The 20,052-nt window shown below is 37.3% G+C and carries 18 protein-coding genes and 3 tRNA genes; 10 read left to right on the top strand and 11 right to left on the bottom strand.

Features of this window, described 5'->3' with window-relative positions:
* Positions 1-54 precede the first annotated feature (54 nt).
* The 4 genes from agaF to agaV are packed head-to-tail and all read right to left on the bottom strand — an operon-like array spanning position 55 to position 2,648.
* Positions 55-495: a PTS galactosamine/N-acetylgalactosamine transporter subunit IIA gene (agaF, locus tag C9J51_RS03235; RefSeq protein WP_045040110.1), complete on the bottom strand. Its 441-nt coding sequence runs from the start codon at positions 493-495 to the stop codon at positions 55-57.
* Between the two features lie 10 nt (positions 496-505).
* Complete coding sequence (gene agaE, locus C9J51_RS03240; RefSeq protein ID WP_045035505.1) at positions 506-1,396, bottom strand: PTS N-acetylgalactosamine transporter subunit IID; 891 nt, start codon at positions 1,394-1,396, stop codon at positions 506-508.
* On the bottom strand, positions 1,386-2,162 hold the full coding sequence (gene agaW / locus C9J51_RS03245) for a PTS N-acetylgalactosamine transporter subunit IIC (RefSeq protein ID WP_045035506.1): 777 nt from the start codon (positions 2,160-2,162) through the stop codon (positions 1,386-1,388). The genes agaE and agaW overlap by 11 nt, the downstream gene beginning before the upstream one ends.
* Positions 2,163-2,174: 12 nt before the next feature.
* Positions 2,175-2,648 carry a PTS N-acetylgalactosamine transporter subunit IIB gene (agaV, locus tag C9J51_RS03250; RefSeq protein WP_045040111.1) on the bottom strand — a complete coding sequence of 158 codons (474 nt, stop codon included), beginning with the start codon at positions 2,646-2,648 and terminating at the stop codon, positions 2,175-2,177.
* 299 nt (positions 2,649-2,947) lie between these two features.
* Between agaV and C9J51_RS03255 the strand changes: the two genes are divergently transcribed.
* Positions 2,948-3,415: a GNAT family N-acetyltransferase gene (locus C9J51_RS03255; RefSeq protein WP_107274862.1), complete on the top strand. Its 468-nt coding sequence runs from the start codon at positions 2,948-2,950 to the stop codon at positions 3,413-3,415.
* Between the two features lie 194 nt (positions 3,416-3,609).
* The gene (locus C9J51_RS03260; RefSeq protein ID WP_107274863.1) at positions 3,610-4,617 is read left to right on the top strand and encodes a transposase; all 1,008 of its coding nucleotides are present in this window, start codon (positions 3,610-3,612) and stop codon (positions 4,615-4,617) included.
* 383 nt (positions 4,618-5,000) lie between these two features.
* On the opposite strand, the gene C9J51_RS03265 is transcribed toward C9J51_RS03260, so the two are convergent.
* On the bottom strand, positions 5,001-6,152 hold the full coding sequence (locus C9J51_RS03265) for an iron-containing alcohol dehydrogenase (RefSeq protein ID WP_045040904.1): 1,152 nt from the start codon (positions 6,150-6,152) through the stop codon (positions 5,001-5,003).
* Positions 6,153-6,362: 210 nt separating this feature from the next.
* Here C9J51_RS03265 and C9J51_RS03270 point away from each other — a divergent pair, with 210 nt between their 5' ends.
* From C9J51_RS03270 to C9J51_RS03290, 5 genes are all read left to right on the top strand, one after another.
* Positions 6,363-7,310 (top strand): AraC family transcriptional regulator, encoded by a 948-nt coding sequence (locus C9J51_RS03270; protein ID WP_244907460.1) that lies wholly within the window; start codon positions 6,363-6,365, stop codon positions 7,308-7,310.
* Positions 7,311-7,418: 108 nt separating this feature from the next.
* A complete protein-coding gene (locus C9J51_RS03275) occupies positions 7,419-8,036 on the top strand; it encodes an NAD(P)H-dependent oxidoreductase (RefSeq protein WP_045036510.1) in 618 nt (205 codons plus the stop codon).
* Positions 8,037-8,038: 2 nt separating this feature from the next.
* A complete protein-coding gene (locus C9J51_RS03280) occupies positions 8,039-9,976 on the top strand; it encodes a monovalent cation:proton antiporter-2 (CPA2) family protein (protein WP_045036511.1) in 1,938 nt (645 codons plus the stop codon).
* Between the two features lie 214 nt (positions 9,977-10,190).
* Positions 10,191-11,222 carry an extracellular solute-binding protein gene (locus C9J51_RS03285; RefSeq protein ID WP_045036512.1) on the top strand — a complete coding sequence of 344 codons (1,032 nt, stop codon included), beginning with the start codon at positions 10,191-10,193 and terminating at the stop codon, positions 11,220-11,222.
* Positions 11,222-12,265 (top strand): histone deacetylase family protein, encoded by a 1,044-nt coding sequence (locus C9J51_RS03290; protein ID WP_045040902.1) that lies wholly within the window; start codon positions 11,222-11,224, stop codon positions 12,263-12,265. Before C9J51_RS03285 ends, C9J51_RS03290 begins: the two co-directional genes overlap by 1 nt.
* Positions 12,266-12,331: 66 nt before the next feature.
* Here C9J51_RS03290 and C9J51_RS03295 read toward each other — a convergent pair whose 3' ends face one another.
* From C9J51_RS03295 to C9J51_RS03305, 3 genes are all read right to left on the bottom strand, one after another.
* Positions 12,332-12,586 carry a hypothetical protein gene (locus C9J51_RS03295; RefSeq protein WP_045036514.1) on the bottom strand — a complete coding sequence of 85 codons (255 nt, stop codon included), beginning with the start codon at positions 12,584-12,586 and terminating at the stop codon, positions 12,332-12,334.
* Between the two features lie 110 nt (positions 12,587-12,696).
* Positions 12,697-13,581, bottom strand: a complete 885-nt coding sequence (locus C9J51_RS03300) for a DMT family transporter (RefSeq protein WP_045040901.1) — start codon at positions 13,579-13,581, stop codon at positions 12,697-12,699.
* 155 nt (positions 13,582-13,736) lie between these two features.
* Entirely contained in the window at positions 13,737-14,444 is a 708-nt protein-coding gene (locus tag C9J51_RS03305; RefSeq protein WP_045040900.1) for an SDR family oxidoreductase, read from the bottom strand.
* A gap of 204 nt (positions 14,445-14,648) precedes the next feature.
* On the opposite strand from C9J51_RS03305, the gene C9J51_RS03310 reads away from it, so the two are divergent.
* A tRNA-Ser gene (locus C9J51_RS03310) sits at positions 14,649-14,739 on the top strand.
* Positions 14,740-15,246: 507 nt separating this feature from the next.
* Here C9J51_RS03310 and C9J51_RS03315 read toward each other — a convergent pair.
* The 3 genes from C9J51_RS03315 to C9J51_RS03325 all read right to left on the bottom strand — a co-directional run bounded on the left by C9J51_RS03315 (position 15,247) and on the right by C9J51_RS03325 (position 19,170).
* The gene (locus C9J51_RS03315; RefSeq protein ID WP_107274864.1) at positions 15,247-15,780 is read right to left on the bottom strand and encodes a hypothetical protein; all 534 of its coding nucleotides are present in this window, start codon (positions 15,778-15,780) and stop codon (positions 15,247-15,249) included.
* 164 nt (positions 15,781-15,944) lie between these two features.
* Positions 15,945-18,101 carry an ExeM/NucH family extracellular endonuclease gene (locus C9J51_RS03320; protein ID WP_107274865.1) on the bottom strand — a complete coding sequence of 719 codons (2,157 nt, stop codon included), beginning with the start codon at positions 18,099-18,101 and terminating at the stop codon, positions 15,945-15,947.
* A gap of 67 nt (positions 18,102-18,168) precedes the next feature.
* Positions 18,169-19,170, bottom strand: coding sequence for a porin (locus C9J51_RS03325; RefSeq protein ID WP_052668272.1), 1,002 nt, complete (start codon positions 19,168-19,170; stop codon positions 18,169-18,171).
* 620 nt (positions 19,171-19,790) lie between these two features.
* Between C9J51_RS03325 and C9J51_RS03330 the strand changes: the two genes are divergently transcribed.
* Together C9J51_RS03330 and C9J51_RS03335 are read left to right on the top strand one after the other, a co-directional pair.
* Positions 19,791-19,881, top strand: a tRNA-Ser gene (locus C9J51_RS03330).
* A gap of 47 nt (positions 19,882-19,928) precedes the next feature.
* A tRNA-Thr gene (locus C9J51_RS03335) sits at positions 19,929-20,004 on the top strand.
* The last annotated feature ends 48 nt before the right edge of the window (positions 20,005-20,052 follow it).

Below are 20,052 nucleotides of genomic sequence, written 5' to 3' on the forward strand. Positions count from 1 at the left end.
GAGCAGACTGCCACTATACAAAAGCACCGAATTAACGGTGCTTTTTTAATGTCTTTAGATACCATCTTCTTCAGGAACTAATTTGGGTTTCTTTTGTTGCTGAAGTTGTTTATCTAAACTTGTTATTCCTCTATGTGCAGATGTTAATGCTTGTTGGCAAAAATCAGTTAAAGTATATTCATCTCGCTCAAGTAGCATTTCTGCTGCCATTTGTAGATTCGTACCTGTTAATACTTTTATCTTTTCATTATGCTGACTGAGAAGTGACGCACATCTAAAAGGCGTACCTCCTAATAGGTCTGTCATAAAAACAACACCATCATCAAGTGGTAATTGATTGAGTGCCAATTCTATTTTTTGCTCTAGCTGCGCTGTACTCATGGCTTCTGGAAAATCGATACAGGTAAGTTGAGGCTGGTGGCCAATGATTTGCTGTAATGCTTGTTCCATGCCAGATGCAAAAGCGCCGTGACCTGTAATAATTATAGATATCATTGTTTATTCCTTAAAGAATGCCACCAAAACGTCCTGCAATGCTTATTACAACCGTTACACCAATAAGTTTTAGTGGGCTCCAACCCCGTTTAACTAAGGCATACATGAGTAGGGTGTACAGCAAAGGTAAAAATGCAGGCATTAACTTATCCAGTACATCTGCCTGTAATTTCACAACGGCATCGCCTGCTTCAATTTCAGCCGTTGTTGATAGACGAACATAAGTGGCAACCAATGCACCAATAACGGTCATTCCGACAATCGAGGCAGCATGACCTACTTTTTTAGTATTTGCTTTGATCATTGGAATTGCAGCCACGCCCATTTTGTAAGCATAGTGTGCGAGTCCGAATCGTAATCCAAAATGTACGCTATTGAATAACAATAAGAATACAACCGCCCCCATGATTGAACCTTGCAAAGCAAGATCAGCACCAATACCGGCACAAATAGGCAGTAGTGTTAACCAGAACATAGCGTCACCAATACCTCCCATCGGTGCGCCAACGGCGATTTTCGTGCTTTGGATACTGTTAACGTTTTGTTTTGAACGCTCCATTGCCAAAATAATACCCATGACAAATGTTACTAAAAATGGGTGAGTATTGAAAAAGCCCATATGACCTTTCATTGATTTGGCTAAGTCAGCTTTATTGGTATGAATTTTAGATAGACCGGGCAATAAACCATATAACCAACCAGAAGCTTGCATACGTTCATAATTAAATGATGCTTGGAGTAGCATTGAACGCCATGCCATACGGTTTATATCAGCAGATGTGAGTTCTGCGCCTGTGCTTTTATCTTCGTATTCATCTTCACCAATACCAGGTGCTGGACGTACATCAGGGTTTTCGGCAGGAATAGAAGTTGCTGGGTGAGTGTGAGTATTAGATACCATCTTCGCAATCCTCTTGTGGTTTAGTTGGTTGTGCTGGTTCGGGTTTACGCATGAAGTCAATAATTGCCATTGCTGTCGCGGCGGAGGCAATGGCTAGAATAGGAAGTTGTAGCCAAGCTGCGGCAACGAATCCAAGGATGAAATAAGGAATGTAGATATTTTTCATCATGATTTTCATTAATACCGCAAAACCAACCGCAGGCATGATGCCTCCTGCAACGCCTAAACCATCAATCAGTTGTTGAGGTAGCATTTGCACCATGGTACCCGCATGTTCAGCGCCAAAGTACACAGGTAAGAATGCACATAAGAAATAGAAAGATCCAAGCACTAATAATGCTAAATAGTTAACGGTTTCAATTCCTTTGGTATCTGCATTTTCTGCCATTTGGTCACATTTTGACATCACGGCTGACATTGCTGAGAACAGTAAGGTGATCCCCATTTGTACGGCAACAGCGAAAGGCACCGCTACACCAACTGCTACATTAGGTTCAACCTTTGTTGTAATGGCAAAAGCGGTACCTACGATAGTGCCAATAATGACATTAGGGGGTTGTGCGCCTGCTAGTGGAGCTAATCCCATCCAAATCAGTTCTAAAGTACCGCCAACTAAAATACCAGTTTGAAGATCGCCAAGTATCAGTCCGACAAGTGGCCCGAGAACAACGGGACGGTGGAAATGTGTTAAGCCATTAAATAAATCTAGCCCTGCGAAAAAGGCGAGAATACCGAGTAGTACTGCTTGTAGAAATCCTATTTCCATGACGTTATCCTTTTACAGTAGAGTAAAAATATCCGTTGCCGTTTCTGTTGGAACACCTTGGATATAACATGCAATTTGATGATCTTTAAGGTAATGAAAAGCGGCGATATCATCGTTATCAACCGAGACTGTTTTCGCTATTTGATTTTTATTGGCACAATAATGCATATTGCCAACATTAATCGCAGTAATGGGTACACCACCTTCAATAAGGTACTGAAAATCTGTTGGTGTTTTACAAACAAGTAAAATTCTTTGCTTATCGTTAGCTTTATGAATGGTTTCAATTGTTTTTTGAAGGGTCCAGAATCGAATACTGATACCGTCAGCAATAACCATCTCCATTAGATTTTGCTGTATTTCATCATTGGCAACCTCATCATTGGCAACAACGACAATATTTACGTCAGCGAATCCAACCCATTGCACACCTACTTGACCATGAACTAAACGCTCATCGATACGACTTAACACTATATTTGACATATATAGACCTCTGTTGTTTGGTTTTCATTTGTTTTCTTATTTTTATAAAAACATGTTTTTCGATCGTTTTTTGTATTTTACATCACAGTTTGAAGTAATTCGAAAATATACACCTTTCGTTTTGTTGTTTTTGTGCTTTTGCTTTTGATGTGTGTCACTAAATAAATAAAGCATCAGGAACTTGATGAATATGAATGTTAATTGAGCAGGTGTGGTTATGATGTGAGCAGATGAAGCTGTTTGATTTTGTTATATGCGGTATTCTATGACGAGGATTTACCAATAAAAAAGGATACACAGTGGAATTAGTTACAGTGAATGCGAGCAATCTAGCGATCTATTTAAATTTAACTCAAGCTTATGAAGCTGAATTTTCACCGTTAACAAAAAAAATGCCTGATGATGAGGGTAAGTTTGCTTTAGACACTTCAATTGAGGGTAATGTCACTGGTTATTTATTGTATATCGAAGGTAAACCCGCAGGATTAGCTGCTATTGCTAACGAGAGTGTTGATCATTACGAAGTGTGTGATTTTTACGTTGTACCCGTATTTCGTAAGAACAAAGCTGGTCAACGTTTTGCCCATACGCTATTTGATATGATGCCGGGTCTATGGCAAAGCAAGCAGATTGCAGGCGCTGATCACGCGATTGCATTTTGGCGACGTGCGATTGGCAGTTACACCAATGAAGTATTTGTTGAAGACATTTATCACGATGAATACTGGGGTGATGTCACCCGCCAATGTTTTAAAACCACCGCTTAATTCGCAGTTGCTTAAATAGTAATATATTAAATAAAACCCCTATTATTTATTCAATGATAGGGGTTTTATTTTAGCTGAGATATTTTAAACCGATGAGCGTTATTTAAGATTAAACAGATTAAAGGACAGCCATAACTTTGCACATCAACTATGAGTAACTACACTTAAGCTTCAAGTTGCTTATGGTGAAACGAATGACAATCTCAAGACGCAAATTGATCGAGCCTCAAATTACGCCTTTTTATCATGTGATTAATCGTTGTGTACGTCGTGCATATTTGTGTGGGGATGATCCGTATAATGGTAAAAACTATCAACACCGTCGCGGTTGGATAGTAAATAAAATCAAACAATTAGCCGCTGTGTTTTGTATTGATGTGTGTGCTTATGCTGTGATGAGTAACCATTATCATTTAGTGCTAAGAATAGATACCGAGCAACAACAAAAGTTAACCCCGGAAGCGGTGATATCGCGTTGGTTACAGTTATTTAATGGTCATCCTATCGCGGTCGATTTTTTAAAAGAGGGTCAAATAGCCGCAGATAAACAACAAGCACTATCAACATTAGTGACTGAATGGCAGCAACGATTAGGCAGTATTAGCTGGTTTATGCGCTGTCTTAATGAAGAAATCGCGCGAAAAGCCAATAAAGAAGATCAATGTAAAGGTGCATTTTGGGAAGGGCGGTTTAAGTCTCAGGCACTACTGGATGAGCAAGCGTTATTATCTTGCATGATGTACGTTGACTTAAATCCTATTAGAGCAGGCATTACACCGTCACTAGATCAATCAGATTTTACCTCTATTCAACAACGTATTCGTGAACATCATCAAACGAAAATACCTACACAACAATCATCATCAAATACCTCTCGTTTTCAATTATTACCCTTTGTTAGTGCTGAACATCAAGCTAAAAAAGCGGGAATAAACTTTGCTTTTGTCGATTATCTTGAACTGATTGACTGGACTGGTCGGTGTATTCGAAATGATAAAAAAGGTTTTATTGCACCTAATCAGCCAAAGATTTTACAGAAAATGGGAATAACACCGGATGCTTGGCTTGAGCACAGTGAACAATTTATGGAACATTACGCCAATGTAAGCGGTAAATGGTCCCGAATGTGTGCATTTAAACAACATGCAGGTGGGCATTGGTGTAAAGGGAAATCAGCGAGTCATCAGTTACATCCTAGTTAAATACTTTTTATAATCGAAAGAAAATACTGCAATAACCGTCAGGATTGTGGGTTCTGTCGATCCTGAAATATGGTAACAGAATCGATTTAACGAAGAATTATAAATAATGAGCTGTAAATTTTAGATTTGAGAGATTATTGCTGGTGGAATGGTTTGCTTTTTGAGGACTCTATTTAAGGGTTAAAACATTTGGCTGTCCAAGATGTTCTAAGATGTTCTCTTGCCGTCAGTTGTACCGCTAGAAATATTTGGCTGTCCAAAATGTTTTGTCTCCAAAATGTTTTGTCTAAGATGTTTATTATAAACTCTGAAAACCACGCATAAAAAAGGCTAGATATAAAATACCTAGCCTTTAAATTTATGGTTATATCATTCAGTGATGATTATAACGCAGTCTCTAAAATTTTGCGGCTGTCTGCAATAGTCAGTTTGCCGTGTTCACCGAGTGCTGTTCTTCCGTGTTTCTCAAGGCTAGCAACTAATACATCAATATCAGCAGTGCCTAGTTCAACATCAGCCAGTGACGTTGGAACGTCCATTTCTTTAAAGAAAGCAATTGTGCGTGCGATTGCTGCATCAATACGCTCGTCAGTTGTGCCGGTAGTAATACCAAATACGCGTTCTGCATATTGAACTAATTTTGCTTGTTTCTCTTTACGACACACTTGCATTACCGCAGGTAGCACGATGCTTAATGTACGGGCATGATCGATACTGTAGTTACCAGTAAGTTCATGGCCAATCATATGTGTAGCCCAATCTTGTGGAACACCCACACCAATTAAGCCATTCAACGCTTGAGTTGCAGACCACATGATATTGGCACGAACCGCGATATCATCTGGAGTTGCTAGTGCTTTCGGGCCTTCTTCGATAAGCGTTAGCAATAGACCTTCAGCAAAACGATCTTGGACTTTAGCATTCACAGGGAAAGTTAAGTATTGCTCCATGGTGTGAACAAAAGCATCCACAACACCATTAGACACTTGGCGAGGAGATAGGCTTAATGTAGTTTGTGGATCTAAGATAGCAAACGTAGGCTTCACTAATGCTGAGCCAAAGAACAGCTTATCGTGACCACGAGAAACCACGGCACCACCGTTAGTTTCAGAGCCTGTTGCTGGTAATGTTAATACACAACCGATAGGTAGCGCAGCTGTTACTGGTGCTTGGTCATGTAAAATTTCCCATGGATCAGCGCCTTCATAACATGCAGCAGCGGCAATGAATTTGGTGCCATCAACCACAGAACCACCACCCACTGCTAATAGGAAGTCATAGCCTTCTGCTTTCACTTTAGCAACAGCTTGCATTAGAGTGTCATATTGTGGGTTTGGCTCGATGCCTGAAAACTCACTCCAATTAAAACCAGTTAGCGCAGCAGAAACTTGCTCATAGACACCGTTACTTTTAATTGAGCCGCCACCGTAGATGACTAAGATCTTCTTATCTTTCGGAATATCATTGGCAATTTCAGCAATTTGACCTTCACCAAAATGAATTTTTGTAGGGCTTTGATACGTAAATTTGTCCATTTTATTTTCCTTAGAACAGCAAACTGAGCTGATTATTATAATGATTTTAGTTATCAGATACTGAGTATCTTAGATGTCTCCAGTCTAGGGGATAATACGGTTTTACTTAATACATAATTCTCTTTAATGCTTGCCTATTCCTCTTTTGTTACTGCTATTAATAGTGAATATCTGCTAAGGTGATGAAAATAAATTCGTGGGTAGGTAATCATGAAAAGTGAAAGCATTGCAAAGATGGCTGAACCTCAATCCGCCGTTATACCCTCATCTATAATAACTTTAGCCTATTCGTTATGTGAGTATTATGGGTTAGCGCACCAATCTGCTCGCGTGGATACCAATCTTGCTGGAGTACGGTTATTTAGGATTGATAGTTATCATAAATATAGTCCGCAAATGTATGAGCAAGGTATTGTTATTATTCTTCAAGGCCACAAAACAGGCCATTTAAATCAACATCAATTTAATTATGATCCACAGCGATGTTTATTAGTTACCACACCTTATCCCATTGTTTGTGAAACCTTTGCCTCTCAACAGCAACCATTGATTGGAATTAATATTGATTTTGATCTAACCGTTATTCGCCAGTTAGTCACCATGATTGAATCTGACCAACAACATCAATTTAATTATGAGGGCAGTTGTGGTGTGGCGACCGCAAAGATGACAGAACGTATGTATCGTAGTGTCGAGCAATTATTAGAAGTATTGCACGATCCTCTTGATGCGATGGTTGTGGGCCCATCACTGATTCGACAGTTATTTTATTATTTACTGCAAGGCGATCAGGGGTATTTATTAGCGCAATATTGTGAACAGGATAGTGCGTTAGCTAAAATTTCATCAGTAATTGATTATGTACAATTACATTATGATACTAAATTACAAGTGCATGAGTTAGCGGCAATGGCGGGTATGAGTGTGTCTGTTTTTCATAAAGTGTTTAAACAGGTCGTGACTGATCCACCGTTGCAATATATTAAGAAAATACGATTAAATAATGCCAAGACGTTAATCTTACAACAAGGTATGGCTGCTAATATTGCAGCGGGGCTGGTGGGGTATGAGAGCCCCGCGCAGTTTAGCCGTGAATTTAAACGCTATTTTGGTTTGCCGCCAAGTAAAATTCATGAAAATGCAGGATTTATTCGGTAGTATATCTAAATGGTATCGCTGATATGCAATCATGATAATTTATTTATAATATAATGTTTTATTAGCGTACTATTTATCAATGATAAGACAACAAGAATAAGGAAAACAATGTCTGCTTCTCAAAAAAAAGTGCTAATTTTATTTGCTCATCCGTCGCAAAATCGTTCTGAAATCAATGTACCGTTATTTAATGCATCTAAAGGTTTTGATCACGTTACTACCGTGGATTTATATGCTGAGTATCCCAATTTTCGTATTGATATCGATAAAGAGCAGCGACGGTTACGCGATCATGATGTGATTGTATTTATGTTCCCATTGTATTGGTATTCCACGCCGTCGTTATTAAAAGAATGGCAAGATTTAGTACTGGAATATGGTTTTGCTTATGGCAGTGAAGGAAAAGCGTTAGTGGGTAAAAAATTCCTATGTGCACTGACGGCTGGTGGCTCTGAATCAAGTTATCGTAAAGAAGGTTTCAATCACTTTACAATTCGCCAGTTATTACAGCCATTAGAGCAAATGACAGAATTAACGGGAATGGAGTTTTTAGCGCCGTTTGCTTTATTTGGTGCAGGCACCGCTACGGAAGAACAACGTATTACCAAACACTTAACCAATTGGCGTCGCGTGTTAGTCGCAATAGCAGAGAATAAGCTCGATTATGACGTAGCGAGTAAATTATCAAAATTAAATCATAGTCTTGATCTTGTGATCACGGAGTAGCCATGACAGGAATATTTTTACAGGCATTTATCTATTTAGTCGCAGCCGTGATTGCGGTGCCGATTGCAAAACGCTTTGGGCTTGGTTCTGTTTTGGGCTATTTAATTGCTGGTGTCGTTATTGGCCCTGTTATTGGATTAGTTGGCAGTGAAACTACCACTATTCAGCACTTTGCTGAGTTTGGGGTAGTGATGATGTTATTTATTGTTGGTCTAGAACTTGAACCAAAAATGTTGTGGGGAATGCGCCATCGTTTATTGGGGCTAGGTGGCTTACAAGTTGTGCTGACTGCGGCTGTCGTAATGGGGATTGCCAGTGCGTTAGGACTTGGTTGGACGTATGCCTTGGCAATTGGTTTGATTTTTTCATTGTCATCAACCGCGATTGTACTGCAAACCTTTAATGAAAAAGGGCTAAGTAAAACCGAAGGCGGAAAAAGTGCGTTTTCAGTATTACTGTTTCAAGATATCGCCGTCATTCCGATGCTGGCATTAATTCCTCTATTGGCATTGCCTGAATTAGTTGAAAAAGCACAATCAACCATGGCGACCGCTGCCGAGCATCATGAAGAACTAAGTTTAGTTGCAGGTTTGCCTGGATGGGGATATGCCATTGTGGTGATCCTTGCCATTGCGGGAGTTGTTGTTGGTGGGCATTATCTTAGCCGACCATTATTCCGCTTTGTTGCTGCATCTGGTTTGCGTGAGATTTTCACTGCTACCGCATTAATGTTGGTGATTGGTATTGCTACATTAATGAGTTTAATTGGATTATCGCCGGCGCTGGGAACGTTCCTTGCGGGGGTGGTATTGGCAAACAGTGAATTCCGCCACGAGTTAGAATCAAATATTGAACCGTTTAAAGGCTTATTGCTGGGGCTATTCTTTATTACTGTTGGCGCTGGCATTAACTTTAGCATTTTGTTTGATCAGTTTGGCACCATTATTGGATTAACTCTTGGTGTAATGCTGATTAAAGCGTTGGTATTACTAATATTAGCGTTTGTTTTTAAAGTGAAAGGCAGTGATAGATGGCTATTTGCGCTTAGTTTGGCACAAGCGGGTGAATTTGGGTTTGTATTATTGAACTACACCGTCCAAAACAATGTATTACCCGCTGAATTGGGTCAAACATTATCGTTGGTTGTTGCATTGTCGATGTTCTTAACCCCAGGGTTATTTATATTATTTGATAAAGTCATTTTACCTCGATTTAGTGCGGCTAAAAATGAACGTGAAGCGGATGAGATTGATGAACAAGGGAAAGTTATCATCGCAGGTATTGGTCGTTTTGGTCAGATTGTGAATCGCTTATTGACTTCAAATGGCATGCAAACTGTGGTACTCGATCACTCTGTGACTCAAATTGATAATATGCGTCAAATTGATATAAAAAGTTTCTTTGGTGATGCGACTCGCCATGATTTATTGCATACCGCTGGTATTGAAGATGCCAAAGTATTTGTGGTGGCGATTGATGATCAAGAACGTGCTACCGAGTTAGTGCATTATATTAAGCAGACTTATCCACATGTTCGTGTGTTAGCGCGTGCTTATGATAGAGGGCATCATTATTCATTACGTTGCGCAGGTGCTGATTATGTGATCAGTGAAACCTACCGTTCAGCGTTAGCGATGGGTGCACAGGCTTTGAAAGAGTTAGGCGTACATCCATTTAGAGCTGAACAACAAAAAGAAATGTTTGTTGAAACGGAAGCGAAGAGTAAAGAATTGTTGTATCAAACATGGCGCGATAATACGGAAGAAGATCGCTTTAATACCTCTTATGTCGAATTGTTCAGACAACTAGAGCAAACGTTAGGTGAGGCCATGAAACAAGAGCGTACTGATAAACACACTAAATCCGAACGTGGTTGGACACCGCCTTCGAAGAACTTTATTGAAGAAGCAGAACAAATGCAGGCGAATAAGAATAACTAACCGTTGAGTGACTTATTCTTGAGTTAAAAGAGTAACTGCAATTGAGTTAATAAGACGCTAACTGTTTAATCAGTAGCGTCTTTTTTTATATTATTGAAATTATATCTGTGTAGCATTTGCATACAATTTCTAAATAACGGCTTAAATATATTTATGTTATTGTCAATTGTAAAAGCTTATATCGAGCTTTATTTGAATATTGGTAATAGGTGAAATGTTTAAAAAGAATCTACTTGCATCGCTTCTACTTAGCTCTTTCGTCGCTCAACCAGCTCTCGCTGATACAACATTGAATATTTACAATTGGTCTGAATATTTACCAACAGAACTATTGACGCAATTTACGAAAGAAACCGATATAAAGGTTAACTATTCAACGTTTGAAAGTAATGAAACGATGTATACCAAGATCAAAATGATCAATGGTAAAGGGTATGATTTGGTTTTCCCATCTACTTATTATGTGTCTAAAATGGCCGATGAAGGCTTATTAGCGAAACTTGACCATAGTAAGATCACCGCGTTTTCTAAACTAGACAGCACGATTTTAAATCAACCATTTGATCCCAATAATCAGTATTCTATTCCTTATGTTTGGGGCAGTACCGCTTTAGGTTATGACAGTGATCACATTGATAGTAAACAAATCACTCACTGGAAAGATCTGTGGAAACCTGAGTTTAAAGGTAATGTGTTATTAACTGACGATCCACGCGATGTGTTTGGCATGGCATTGATTATGAACGGTCATAGTGTTAATAGCCGTGATGAAGCTGAAATTAAACAAGCTTACGAAACGCTGAAAACCTTAATTCCAAATGTCGCAGTGTTTAATTCAGATGCGCCACACATTCCTTATATTGCTGGTGAAGTATCAGTAGGAATGCAATGGAACGGCACTGCGGTACGTGCTGAAAATGAAAATCCAGCACTTAAATTTGCTTATCCTCAAGAAGGTACTATTTTCTGGATGGATAACATGGTGATCCCTGCGGCGAGTGAGCATAAAGATGCCGCTTACCAATTCATTAATTTCTTATTAAAGCCTGAGAACCAAGCTAAAATTATCACAGAAATTGGCTATGCTGCGCCTAATTTAGAAGCATTAAATAATCTTCCTGACAATATTCGTCAGAGTGAGATTATCTTCCCACCGAAAGCGATTAAGCAAAAAGGTCAATTTTTAGCGGATGTTGGTGACGCAACGGCACTCTACCAGCGTTACTGGATGGAGTTAAAGAAATAATGAAAGTTATCTACACTGAAAAACAACGTTTGCACCATGTACGTTTTGAATTTTTAAATGGTGAAGCAACCCCGTGTTTTGAAAAACCCGAACGTGCTGACATGGTGCTGAATGCGCTAAATAACCACGGTGGTTTTATGATGGTTGAGCCTAATAGTTATGGTGATGCGCCGCTGCGTTGGGTTCATACCGATGATTATGTTGATTTTCTTGCAAGTTGCTGGGATCAGTGGGTAGAAACCTTTGGTGATGTGCATGATGCCTCGCCATATTGTTTTGCGCCAGCACGTCATTTGCGTAATCGTATTCCTAAAGATATTGAAGGCCGCTTAGGGTATTACAGCTTTGATATGACTGCGGCTATTACTGCTGGTTCTTGGAAAGCGATTGTTGCAGCGACAGAATGTGCCTTAACAGGGGTAGATTTAATTAAACAAGGCGAGCATGCCGCGTTTGCATTATGTCGTCCACCGGGTCACCATGCTGCCCCTGATTTAATGGGTGGTTATTGTTATGCCAATAATGCAGCAATTGCAGCTGAAAGCTTTGTTCGTCAAGGTGCTAAGCGAGTTGCTGTATTAGATATTGATTACCACCACGGTAATGGTACGCAAAGTATTTTCTATAATCGTAGTGACGTATTGTTTACGTCTATTCATGGTGATCCCGATTATGATTATCCGCATTATTTAGGCTTTGCTGATGAAGAAGGTGAAGGTGAAGGATTAGGCTTTAATCTTAACTTGCCATTACCACTGCACACGACTGATTGGTCAGTGTATGAGCCAGTATTAGCACAAGCATTGGCTCGTATTGCAGAATATAAGCCTGAAGCGTTAGTGATTTCATTAGGCATGGACACCTTTGCCGATGATCCTATCAGTTACTTTAAATTGATGCGTAATGATTATCAAAATATTGGCTGGATGATTGGCTTATTAAATATTCCAACACTATTTGTTTTTGAAGGTGGTTATGCGGTAGATGATTTAGGTCATAACACCGTCGCGGTCCTTGATGGATTTAATAAAGCACTGGTTTAAGATTGTTGTAATAGAAAAATCATGCGGTATGAAAAAGCGATAGCCTAATGGTTATCGCTTTTTTATTTATAAAACAACCCCCATATAAACGCATAATTCACGCTTAATACGATTGTATTCGCTCGATATGACTTTTTGAGCTTGATAATCAGTACCTTCACTGGTTGCTATATCGTTTTCTTCAATTTCTAAAAAAGGCAATTCAGTGCTATTAGTGAGTAAATAAAGAGCGCGATGACCATCAATTTTATAATTTAAATCAAAGGCAACGATTGTTTCCATATTGATATAAATATTATTAATTTGGAGTGCTTTTTTCATCAAAAATATCCTATGTAATAAGTGTTAAGTCACATATTAGCAGTGGCTAAAAAGAGCATATGCCGAGTTTTAATCTTTGTATGTATGAAGTTATGCAATGAAAGATTTTATTATTCGTTAACAGCAATCGCTTGAATAGAATCTTTTTTATGTCGTTTTCTTTCTACTTTGGCAAGCCATAATAATGGGGCAATGATCATTATCGTGCCCACTAAAGTTGTTATATCTGGCACTTCGTTAAACAATAAATAACCCACGATCACAGCACCAATTAAACCACTGTATTCAGCACTGGCGATTTTATTACTTTCCGCTGCTCGATAGGCTACCACGCATGTTGCGGCATACACCAAAATTAATGCACTAGAGCCTGAAGCAGTAATCAGTGGTGACCAATCCCATGGTTTATTTTCCCACAATGCTAATGCGAGTGATGCAGGCATACCTATTAAGTTTGTGAGTAATAATGTTTGGGCAACGCTTTGTTGGGTGGGCAGTTTGCGGATAAAAAGGTTGTTCACTGCAATTGTAAATGCAACCACGAGTGCCGCTAATGCTGCCCAGCTAATGTCTGTTGGGCGCACAATGACTAATACGCCAGCAAAACCAATGATCCCAGCAGCAATAGAATAACGACTGAGTTTTTCACCGTAAACCATGACAGCTAACGGAAGCATGATCAAGGGGGCTGCATAGAAGATAGCATTGGCTGTCGCTAGCGGTAGTGTATTTAATGAAATAACCATAAATATTGCACCTAATAACCACACATGAGCGCGTACACAATGCCATTTTAAACCAACTAAAAAGCTCTGTTTGGTCGCTCGTAAGCAAAAGGGGAGCAAGATTATTACCGCTGATAATTGACGGAAAAATACAAATTGGAATACTGCGGCATCTTTACCCATAGTTTTTATTAGTGCATCAGAAAATACAGCAACCAAATTACCAATAATTAAAATGGTCATAGCAAAGCCAACAGAACGTTTTTTCATTGTATCTACCGAAAGAAAGAGGGTGAATGGTAGTGCTGATTGAGGTTAAGCAACGCAAACAACAGCATTAAGAAGCCTGTATATTATGATGAATTTCACATTATGTATAATAATATAACATGTGTCCTATCGGTATTTTTTATGCTTAAAAGATATCACCAAGGAATAATATTACCGTTATAACTTAAAAATTGCCCCGTTTCTTGTGGTGTGAGTATAGCCAATAAATTTAATAAGCATTGCGCAGTATAAGTGGGCGTAAATAATTTATGTGGCGCAACATTACGTTGAAAGGGTTCTGATAGTGCGCTTGCGGTTGTACCTGGATGAAAAGCAATCACACAACAATGGGGAAGTTTGGTTTGCCATTCAATACTAATAGTTTTGATGGCCATATTAAGTGCAGCTTTTGAGCTACGATAACTGATCCAGCCACCTAATTTATTATCTTCAATGCTGCCGACCTTCGCTGAAATAGTTACAAAATAACTGCGTGGTGAAGTTCTTAGTGAAGTCATAAAATGTTTAGCAATTAATAAGCTTGGCAGGGTATTGATTTGAATGTTAGTTTGGAAAAAAGCTACATCAAATTGTTGAATAGACTTTTCAGGCTGATGTTCCGCAGTGTGAAGCATACCGGCAGCATTGATCACGACATCAAGTTGAGGTAGTTGTTTTGCAAGTGCTGCTATCTGGTTTTCAAGGCTAATATCAAGATGATGCCAATGTAGCTGTGGATGTTGATATTGTGGCTGGTGGCGAAAAAATGTCGTATGGATGTTTGCATGGGGTTTAATGATTAATAACTGTTGGATAATCGCTAATCCAATGCCTCCCGTTCCTCCAATAATTAATATGTTCATAAAATCTTCCTTGAAATAGTAACGTTATTATTCGCCAATACTGTAACAATGGCTGTTAAATTGAATTATAGCGAGCCGTTCATAACATTAATTATGTGTTTAAATAGTCAATATTTAATTATCAGGATAATAATCACCCACTTAAATTCCTTTTTGGAATAAGTGCTTTACAGAAAACTCTGACCGCTATAATATACGCCGCATGGAGAGATGGCTGAGCGGTTGAAAGCACTGGTCTTGAAAACCAGCATACGTTTATAGCGTATCTAGGGTTCAAATCCCTATCTCTCCGCCAAATTTTTAAAAAGCCAACATTTAAATGTTGGCTTTTTTTCGTCTAAGTAAAAGTAGCAATATATTTAATTGGTGCAATAAAAGCGGGTTCAAATCCTCTAATGCCTAAATCAGCTCCGCCAAATTTAAGAAAGCCGTTAAGAATTTAGCGTTTTTTCGTCTGAATAAAATAATGATGTATTTAATTGGTGCAATAAAGCAGGTTCAAATCCTCTACTGCCCAAATCAGCTCCGCCAAACATTGAAAAGCCACTATTTATAACGGCTTTTTTTCGTCTAAGTAAAAGTAGCAATATATTTAATTGGTGCAATAAAAGCGGGTTCAAATCCTCTAATGCCTAAATCAGTGTTTTTCCGTTATACCTTACAGTGAAATTATACGTGATAGGGGAGCGATTATCAGTATGTTGTAGAATAACCTCGTTGATGATAACGAGGCTTTTATATATCTACCATCGAGACGGAAAAATGTTGAAGGTTAGGTGTTTTTTGATGGTGATTGAGAACATTAAACAGCTAACGCATTATGCACATTGATGTTGTATTTTATAATATGTGATATAAATAATAACCGTTCAACTTTTAAATCAGTTAAGTGATGTAAATCATATTCTGATGAATATTGTTGATTAAGATCTAATAAATTAAATTGGTCATCAATAATTATTTCTTTTTTTAATGATTTCATTATTAATGAATGACAATAATCTTGAGGTGAATCTTCAATTGATATTTTTTTTATTATTTCATCAATCGATATTATATTTCTATATTCAAAAAAATCAAATAATTGATCTTCAATGATGCTGGCTAATTTTTCAGTATCAATATGGCTATTCTTTAATATTTTATTATATTCAACAGTAACTCTAACTTTTGGGCTGGAAACTGATTTTTCCTTTAGAACAATATCAAGAATACAAGCTGTATTATATTTTTGAAACCAGGAGCGAATTCTTTTTTCAACATCAGATTTATAAAGGAATGGTTTTATCCATGCTTTATTTAATGATATTGAAAGTGATTTTGCAGAACTAAGCATGTAATTAGTATCCTAAAATAGACGAAGCATGATTACATCACTATGTGGAATTTAATTTCATGATAAGCATCACATTGCAGCTATGAATAATCACTAATTATTAGAATTATCAGTAATATTATTTTCCAAAAAAAAGAGGCTTATTAGGCCTCTTTTTTTATTGGTTATTTATTATTCTTTTTTCTTAATAAAAGTATTCCAAATAAGGAGATTAATCCCATTACACCAGTTGAACCACCGGAATGTTTATTTTTCTCCGTATCTTTTACTGTATCTTTGACCTGTTCTTTAATTTTTAAATCTATGACTGCGGGATCGTGATCCGATGCGCGGTAGATATCTTTATAACGAGGAGAACACGTGTATTTATTGCAATTGTTTTTATCTGCATATTCTAATAACGTAGTTTCGCCAGCATTAATATTCCAATCTGTAGCATCGACAACCTTACTTTTTAGATCTGGTGATAATAGAATATAATCTAACGTACCAATATTATTTTGATATGAAAAGCTGTATGAATCTGGATGTAATTGACGGATGATATTGGTATAGCCATAATTTTTATTGATGACTTTCCCTTCTGGTCCATATAATGGTGTACCTGTCTTTTCATCTCCACCAATATAAGTATATGCTGCGGCTTTAATAATATGATCTTTAGGTACATTATCTCTATTAGTTAATACGATGACGGGATCTTCATTTGCGTATGAATTTAAATCGCCAATGATAATTTTTGAACCGGAAATTTTAGCTAATGCTTCACCTAAATGTTCAGCAGCAGCAACCCGTAAATTTTCACATGAGCCTTGTTTATCTGCATCAAGCTGTTTACCTGTGTTTACATCTTCCCAGCAAGTAGAACCCTTTGATTTAAAATGGTTAACAGAGATTGTTAATGTTTTATCAGTGCCATTGATTTTAAAGGTTGGAGCAATGGTATCACGTTGATGATTAATGCCACTTTCGTTTCTTTGCTTACGTTTTTCATCAGTATACTTAACTGCAGGCGCATGTTGCTCTGGCATTTTTATTATACGGTATTGCTCTAATGTTACTTTACTTGGTTTGTAAATCACTTGGCTTGAAATAGCATCACTACCAACAAATTTTTCACCATTATTGGGTTTTACATACTTGTAATGTTCAGCTGGATCTTTTATTCGATCATTAATTTTAGTAACTAAATCGTAAACGGCTGAATCTGATTTAAAACCATTATTTTCAATTTCCATTAAACCGACAATATCAGCGTTAATACGTACAATGGCTTTAGAGATTTTAGTGCTTTGTAGATCAAATTCCTCTTGTGTTATTGCGCCACGGTTTTGTTTTAATGGATTTTGAGTTTCATGTGTAAATGGAGAATTAAAGTAATTAAGAACATTAAAACTAGCGATTCGTAAATCTCCGCCTTCTTTTAATACTGGCGCGTTAGTTCTATCATTTGTATGAATAAATGTCTTTGTATCAGCTTCATTGGTGACATAGAAACGATAATCGCCATACGAATAACCTATTACACCTTCTAAGCCATCAACAACATCACCAATACGAATATAATTATCAGTTGTTCCGGTGCCGTTATCTGCACCAAAGGTTGGATACCAAGGAATATCACCGTTTGGTGCTTTGGTAAAAGATTCAATAACTAATAAATCATTGGATTGTTTTGCATGAGAGGTTGTTGGCGCATGGGTTTGATTAGGGTGTATGTTGACAGTTCCATGTGAAAGTAACATATTGCTACGGTATGAATTAAAATCAAAACCATAATTTTTTGTGACGTTTAGATCTGAATTCTCATTAATATGTACTAACATTCCTTCGTAACGTTCTAAGTCAAATTTATTGACATCATCAAATGTTAAAACAGTAATTGGTGGTAATGGGTTATCATTCGTTAATATTTCAATTCTTTTGACATTAATTAATTTAGTCCACTTAAAATCTTCACTAACATTTGCAATGACGTTAACTTCTTGTCCAATTTTTAAGTTATTTATATCGGTTGTTTGAACAAAAATACCATCAGAGGTATTAGGGTTATTATCTGTCGCGGCTTGCATGAAAAAGCCTTGTTTTAGATCTTTACCTAAATTATGTTGCTGAATAGCTGTAATAATTCCGTTTACTTGATATTGTTGAGTCGATACATGTTTATTTAGGGTAATAGGAGTGTATTCGCCTTCACCTTGAATACCTTGAATGGTTAATGTTTTTATTTCATTTTGGTCTTGATTATCAGCGGCATATAGTTGAAAACTAAATGATGAAATGGTGGCGCCAATAACAATAGCTAGAATGTTTTTTTTCATGAGTTATTTTCCATGTGTATAACAATATACGAATTATCATTCAATGAATTAAAATAGAGGGAGTGCTTTAAAACCAATAATATGCTTTTAAATAGCCTAATGTGCCTGTATTACCCCCCATAGCAGCTTCAGCAACGAGTTTTACATTTTTGGCATACATATATTGTGTACCGATAACAACATGTTGGTCATCTTTGTCGTTATTATCATCATTGTAAACATTACCTACAACATAACCCGTTAATTGGCTTGTAATGTCGTAAGAACCCGATAATACATAGGTCATGCTATTTTTGTTTACACCATCACGGTCGGAATAAGAGGTGAATCCACCAATAGCAAATTTGTTAATTTTATATTTGCCGTGTAATGAATATAATTCGCCACGATTATGTACTGTTTCAGCAGCAGCAATAATGGTGAGGTTGTTAGTAAAATAGCCAGCATAGCCATTTATAACTTCACCTTCTCGGGAATCAGTGACGTACGATCCTTTTTTCCCTAAAAATATACCATTTTCGTCATAGATTGATTGAGCATCTTGTTCAAAATCCCAACCTTTTGCGGAATAAGAAATTCCAACTTTTAAAGCACCAAATTCACCACGGTATTTAATGGTATTATCTTGATCTCCCGCTTCTGATACTTCATCGGCAAGTTGATTTGAGAAATCACCAAAAGCATCATAATGGTCATAAGCAGTGTCTGTTCGTCCAAATTCTACTGTTTGTTTATCTGTTAAGAAATATCCGACATAAGCTTTATCAATGACTAATCTGAAATTATTTTCATAAGTCCAATCAGTGCGTTCAGCATCAATTTCTAATTTGGCATAAAATTTATTGGTTTGTCCTTTTATACCAATAGTTCCAAAGGAGTCATCAACATAAGATTTTGATTTGTCGCCAAAAGGGGATTTGTCTCTTTTAGTGACAATTGTGCCGCCAATTTCAGCACCGCCATAAATATCTAATCTATCGCCATTATCTTTTTTATAAATAGTAGCAGATTGAGCGAAACCACTCATAAGGAGCGATGAAATAGCAATGGCCAATATTTCTTTTTTCATTTGATTTACTCACAGATTAACTTCTGTACGTAAAATACGCCTTAGGAATAACTTTGTTATAACTATTAATGTCATCAAATTCATATTTAGAATAGAAGTGTGATACGTGATGAAGCAAACGTTTGCTTTTTGATTTAAATTTGGAGCAAGATCAAAATTTTAATTTATAGTATTTAAATGGTTATACGTTTTAGGTCTGAGGGAGTAATAACAATATTGAGGGATAGCGTTATGTGGTTTTATTAATGGATTATACTTTGTGTTGTTTCGATATTACCATGAGCTTGAATAACTATCCCTTGAGATTGGTTACAGCCACTGATTGCTATAGATAGTAATATTAAGACTGCGATGTTTTTTATGATGATCATTAATAAATCTAGAATGAGTAATTATATGGTTAAGTTTACCTGCATCATTAATAAGTAACAAGGATGTAAAAAATAACCACTATATTGTGTGAATGATATTTTAGGATTGTTTTATCTGTCGATTTTTATGTAATTATAACGGGTAATTGTTTATTTTTACGCTGGATTGATGAAGAATAAATCAGTTGATGCTTTTTTTTATATTATTACTTTACAGATAATAAACTCAACTATATGATGCGCTGCATTGGAGAGATGGCTGAGCGGTTGAAAGCACTGGTCTTGAAAACCAGCATACGTTTATAGCGTATCTAGGGTTCAAATCCCTATCTCTCCGCCAAATTTAGTTGTTGAGTTTTGACTTAGCAATAAAATAGAAATTAGTGTGCCGACTTAGCTCAGTAGGTAGAGCAACTGACTTGTAATCAGTAGGTCACCAGTTCGACTCCGGTAGTCGGCACCATTAAATTTCGGTGGGATTCCCGAGTGGCCAAAGGGAGCAGATTGTAAA

The organism is Photobacterium iliopiscarium, assembly GCF_003026395.1.
GTDB lineage: Bacteria > Pseudomonadota > Gammaproteobacteria > Enterobacterales > Vibrionaceae > Photobacterium > Photobacterium iliopiscarium.

Coding starts and splice junctions, on each gene's coding strand:
- agaF (WP_045040110.1), bottom strand. CDS start 495: ATGATATCTATAATTATTACAGGTCACGGCGCTTTTGCATCTGGCATG.
- agaE (WP_045035505.1), bottom strand. CDS start 1,396: ATGGTATCTAATACTCACACTCACCCAGCAACTTCTATTCCTGCCGAA.
- agaW (WP_045035506.1), bottom strand. CDS start 2,162: ATGGAAATAGGATTTCTACAAGCAGTACTACTCGGTATTCTCGCCTTT.
- agaV (WP_045040111.1), bottom strand. CDS start 2,648: ATGTCAAATATAGTGTTAAGTCGTATCGATGAGCGTTTAGTTCATGGT.
- C9J51_RS03260 (WP_107274863.1), top strand. CDS start 3,610: ATGACAATCTCAAGACGCAAATTGATCGAGCCTCAAATTACGCCTTTT.
- C9J51_RS03265 (WP_045040904.1), bottom strand. CDS start 6,152: ATGGACAAATTTACGTATCAAAGCCCTACAAAAATTCATTTTGGTGAA.
- C9J51_RS03270 (WP_244907460.1), top strand. CDS start 6,363: ATGAAAAGTGAAAGCATTGCAAAGATGGCTGAACCTCAATCCGCCGTT.
- C9J51_RS03275 (WP_045036510.1), top strand. CDS start 7,419: ATGTCTGCTTCTCAAAAAAAAGTGCTAATTTTATTTGCTCATCCGTCG.
- C9J51_RS03280 (WP_045036511.1), top strand. CDS start 8,039: ATGACAGGAATATTTTTACAGGCATTTATCTATTTAGTCGCAGCCGTG.
- C9J51_RS03285 (WP_045036512.1), top strand. CDS start 10,191: ATGTTTAAAAAGAATCTACTTGCATCGCTTCTACTTAGCTCTTTCGTC.
- C9J51_RS03290 (WP_045040902.1), top strand. CDS start 11,222: ATGAAAGTTATCTACACTGAAAAACAACGTTTGCACCATGTACGTTTT.
- C9J51_RS03295 (WP_045036514.1), bottom strand. CDS start 12,586: ATGAAAAAAGCACTCCAAATTAATAATATTTATATCAATATGGAAACA.
- C9J51_RS03300 (WP_045040901.1), bottom strand. CDS start 13,581: ATGAAAAAACGTTCTGTTGGCTTTGCTATGACCATTTTAATTATTGGT.
- C9J51_RS03305 (WP_045040900.1), bottom strand. CDS start 14,444: ATGAACATATTAATTATTGGAGGAACGGGAGGCATTGGATTAGCGATT.
- C9J51_RS03315 (WP_107274864.1), bottom strand. CDS start 15,780: ATGCTTAGTTCTGCAAAATCACTTTCAATATCATTAAATAAAGCATGG.
- C9J51_RS03320 (WP_107274865.1), bottom strand. CDS start 18,101: ATGAAAAAAAACATTCTAGCTATTGTTATTGGCGCCACCATTTCATCA.
- C9J51_RS03325 (WP_052668272.1), bottom strand. CDS start 19,170: ATGAAAAAAGAAATATTGGCCATTGCTATTTCATCGCTCCTTATGAGT.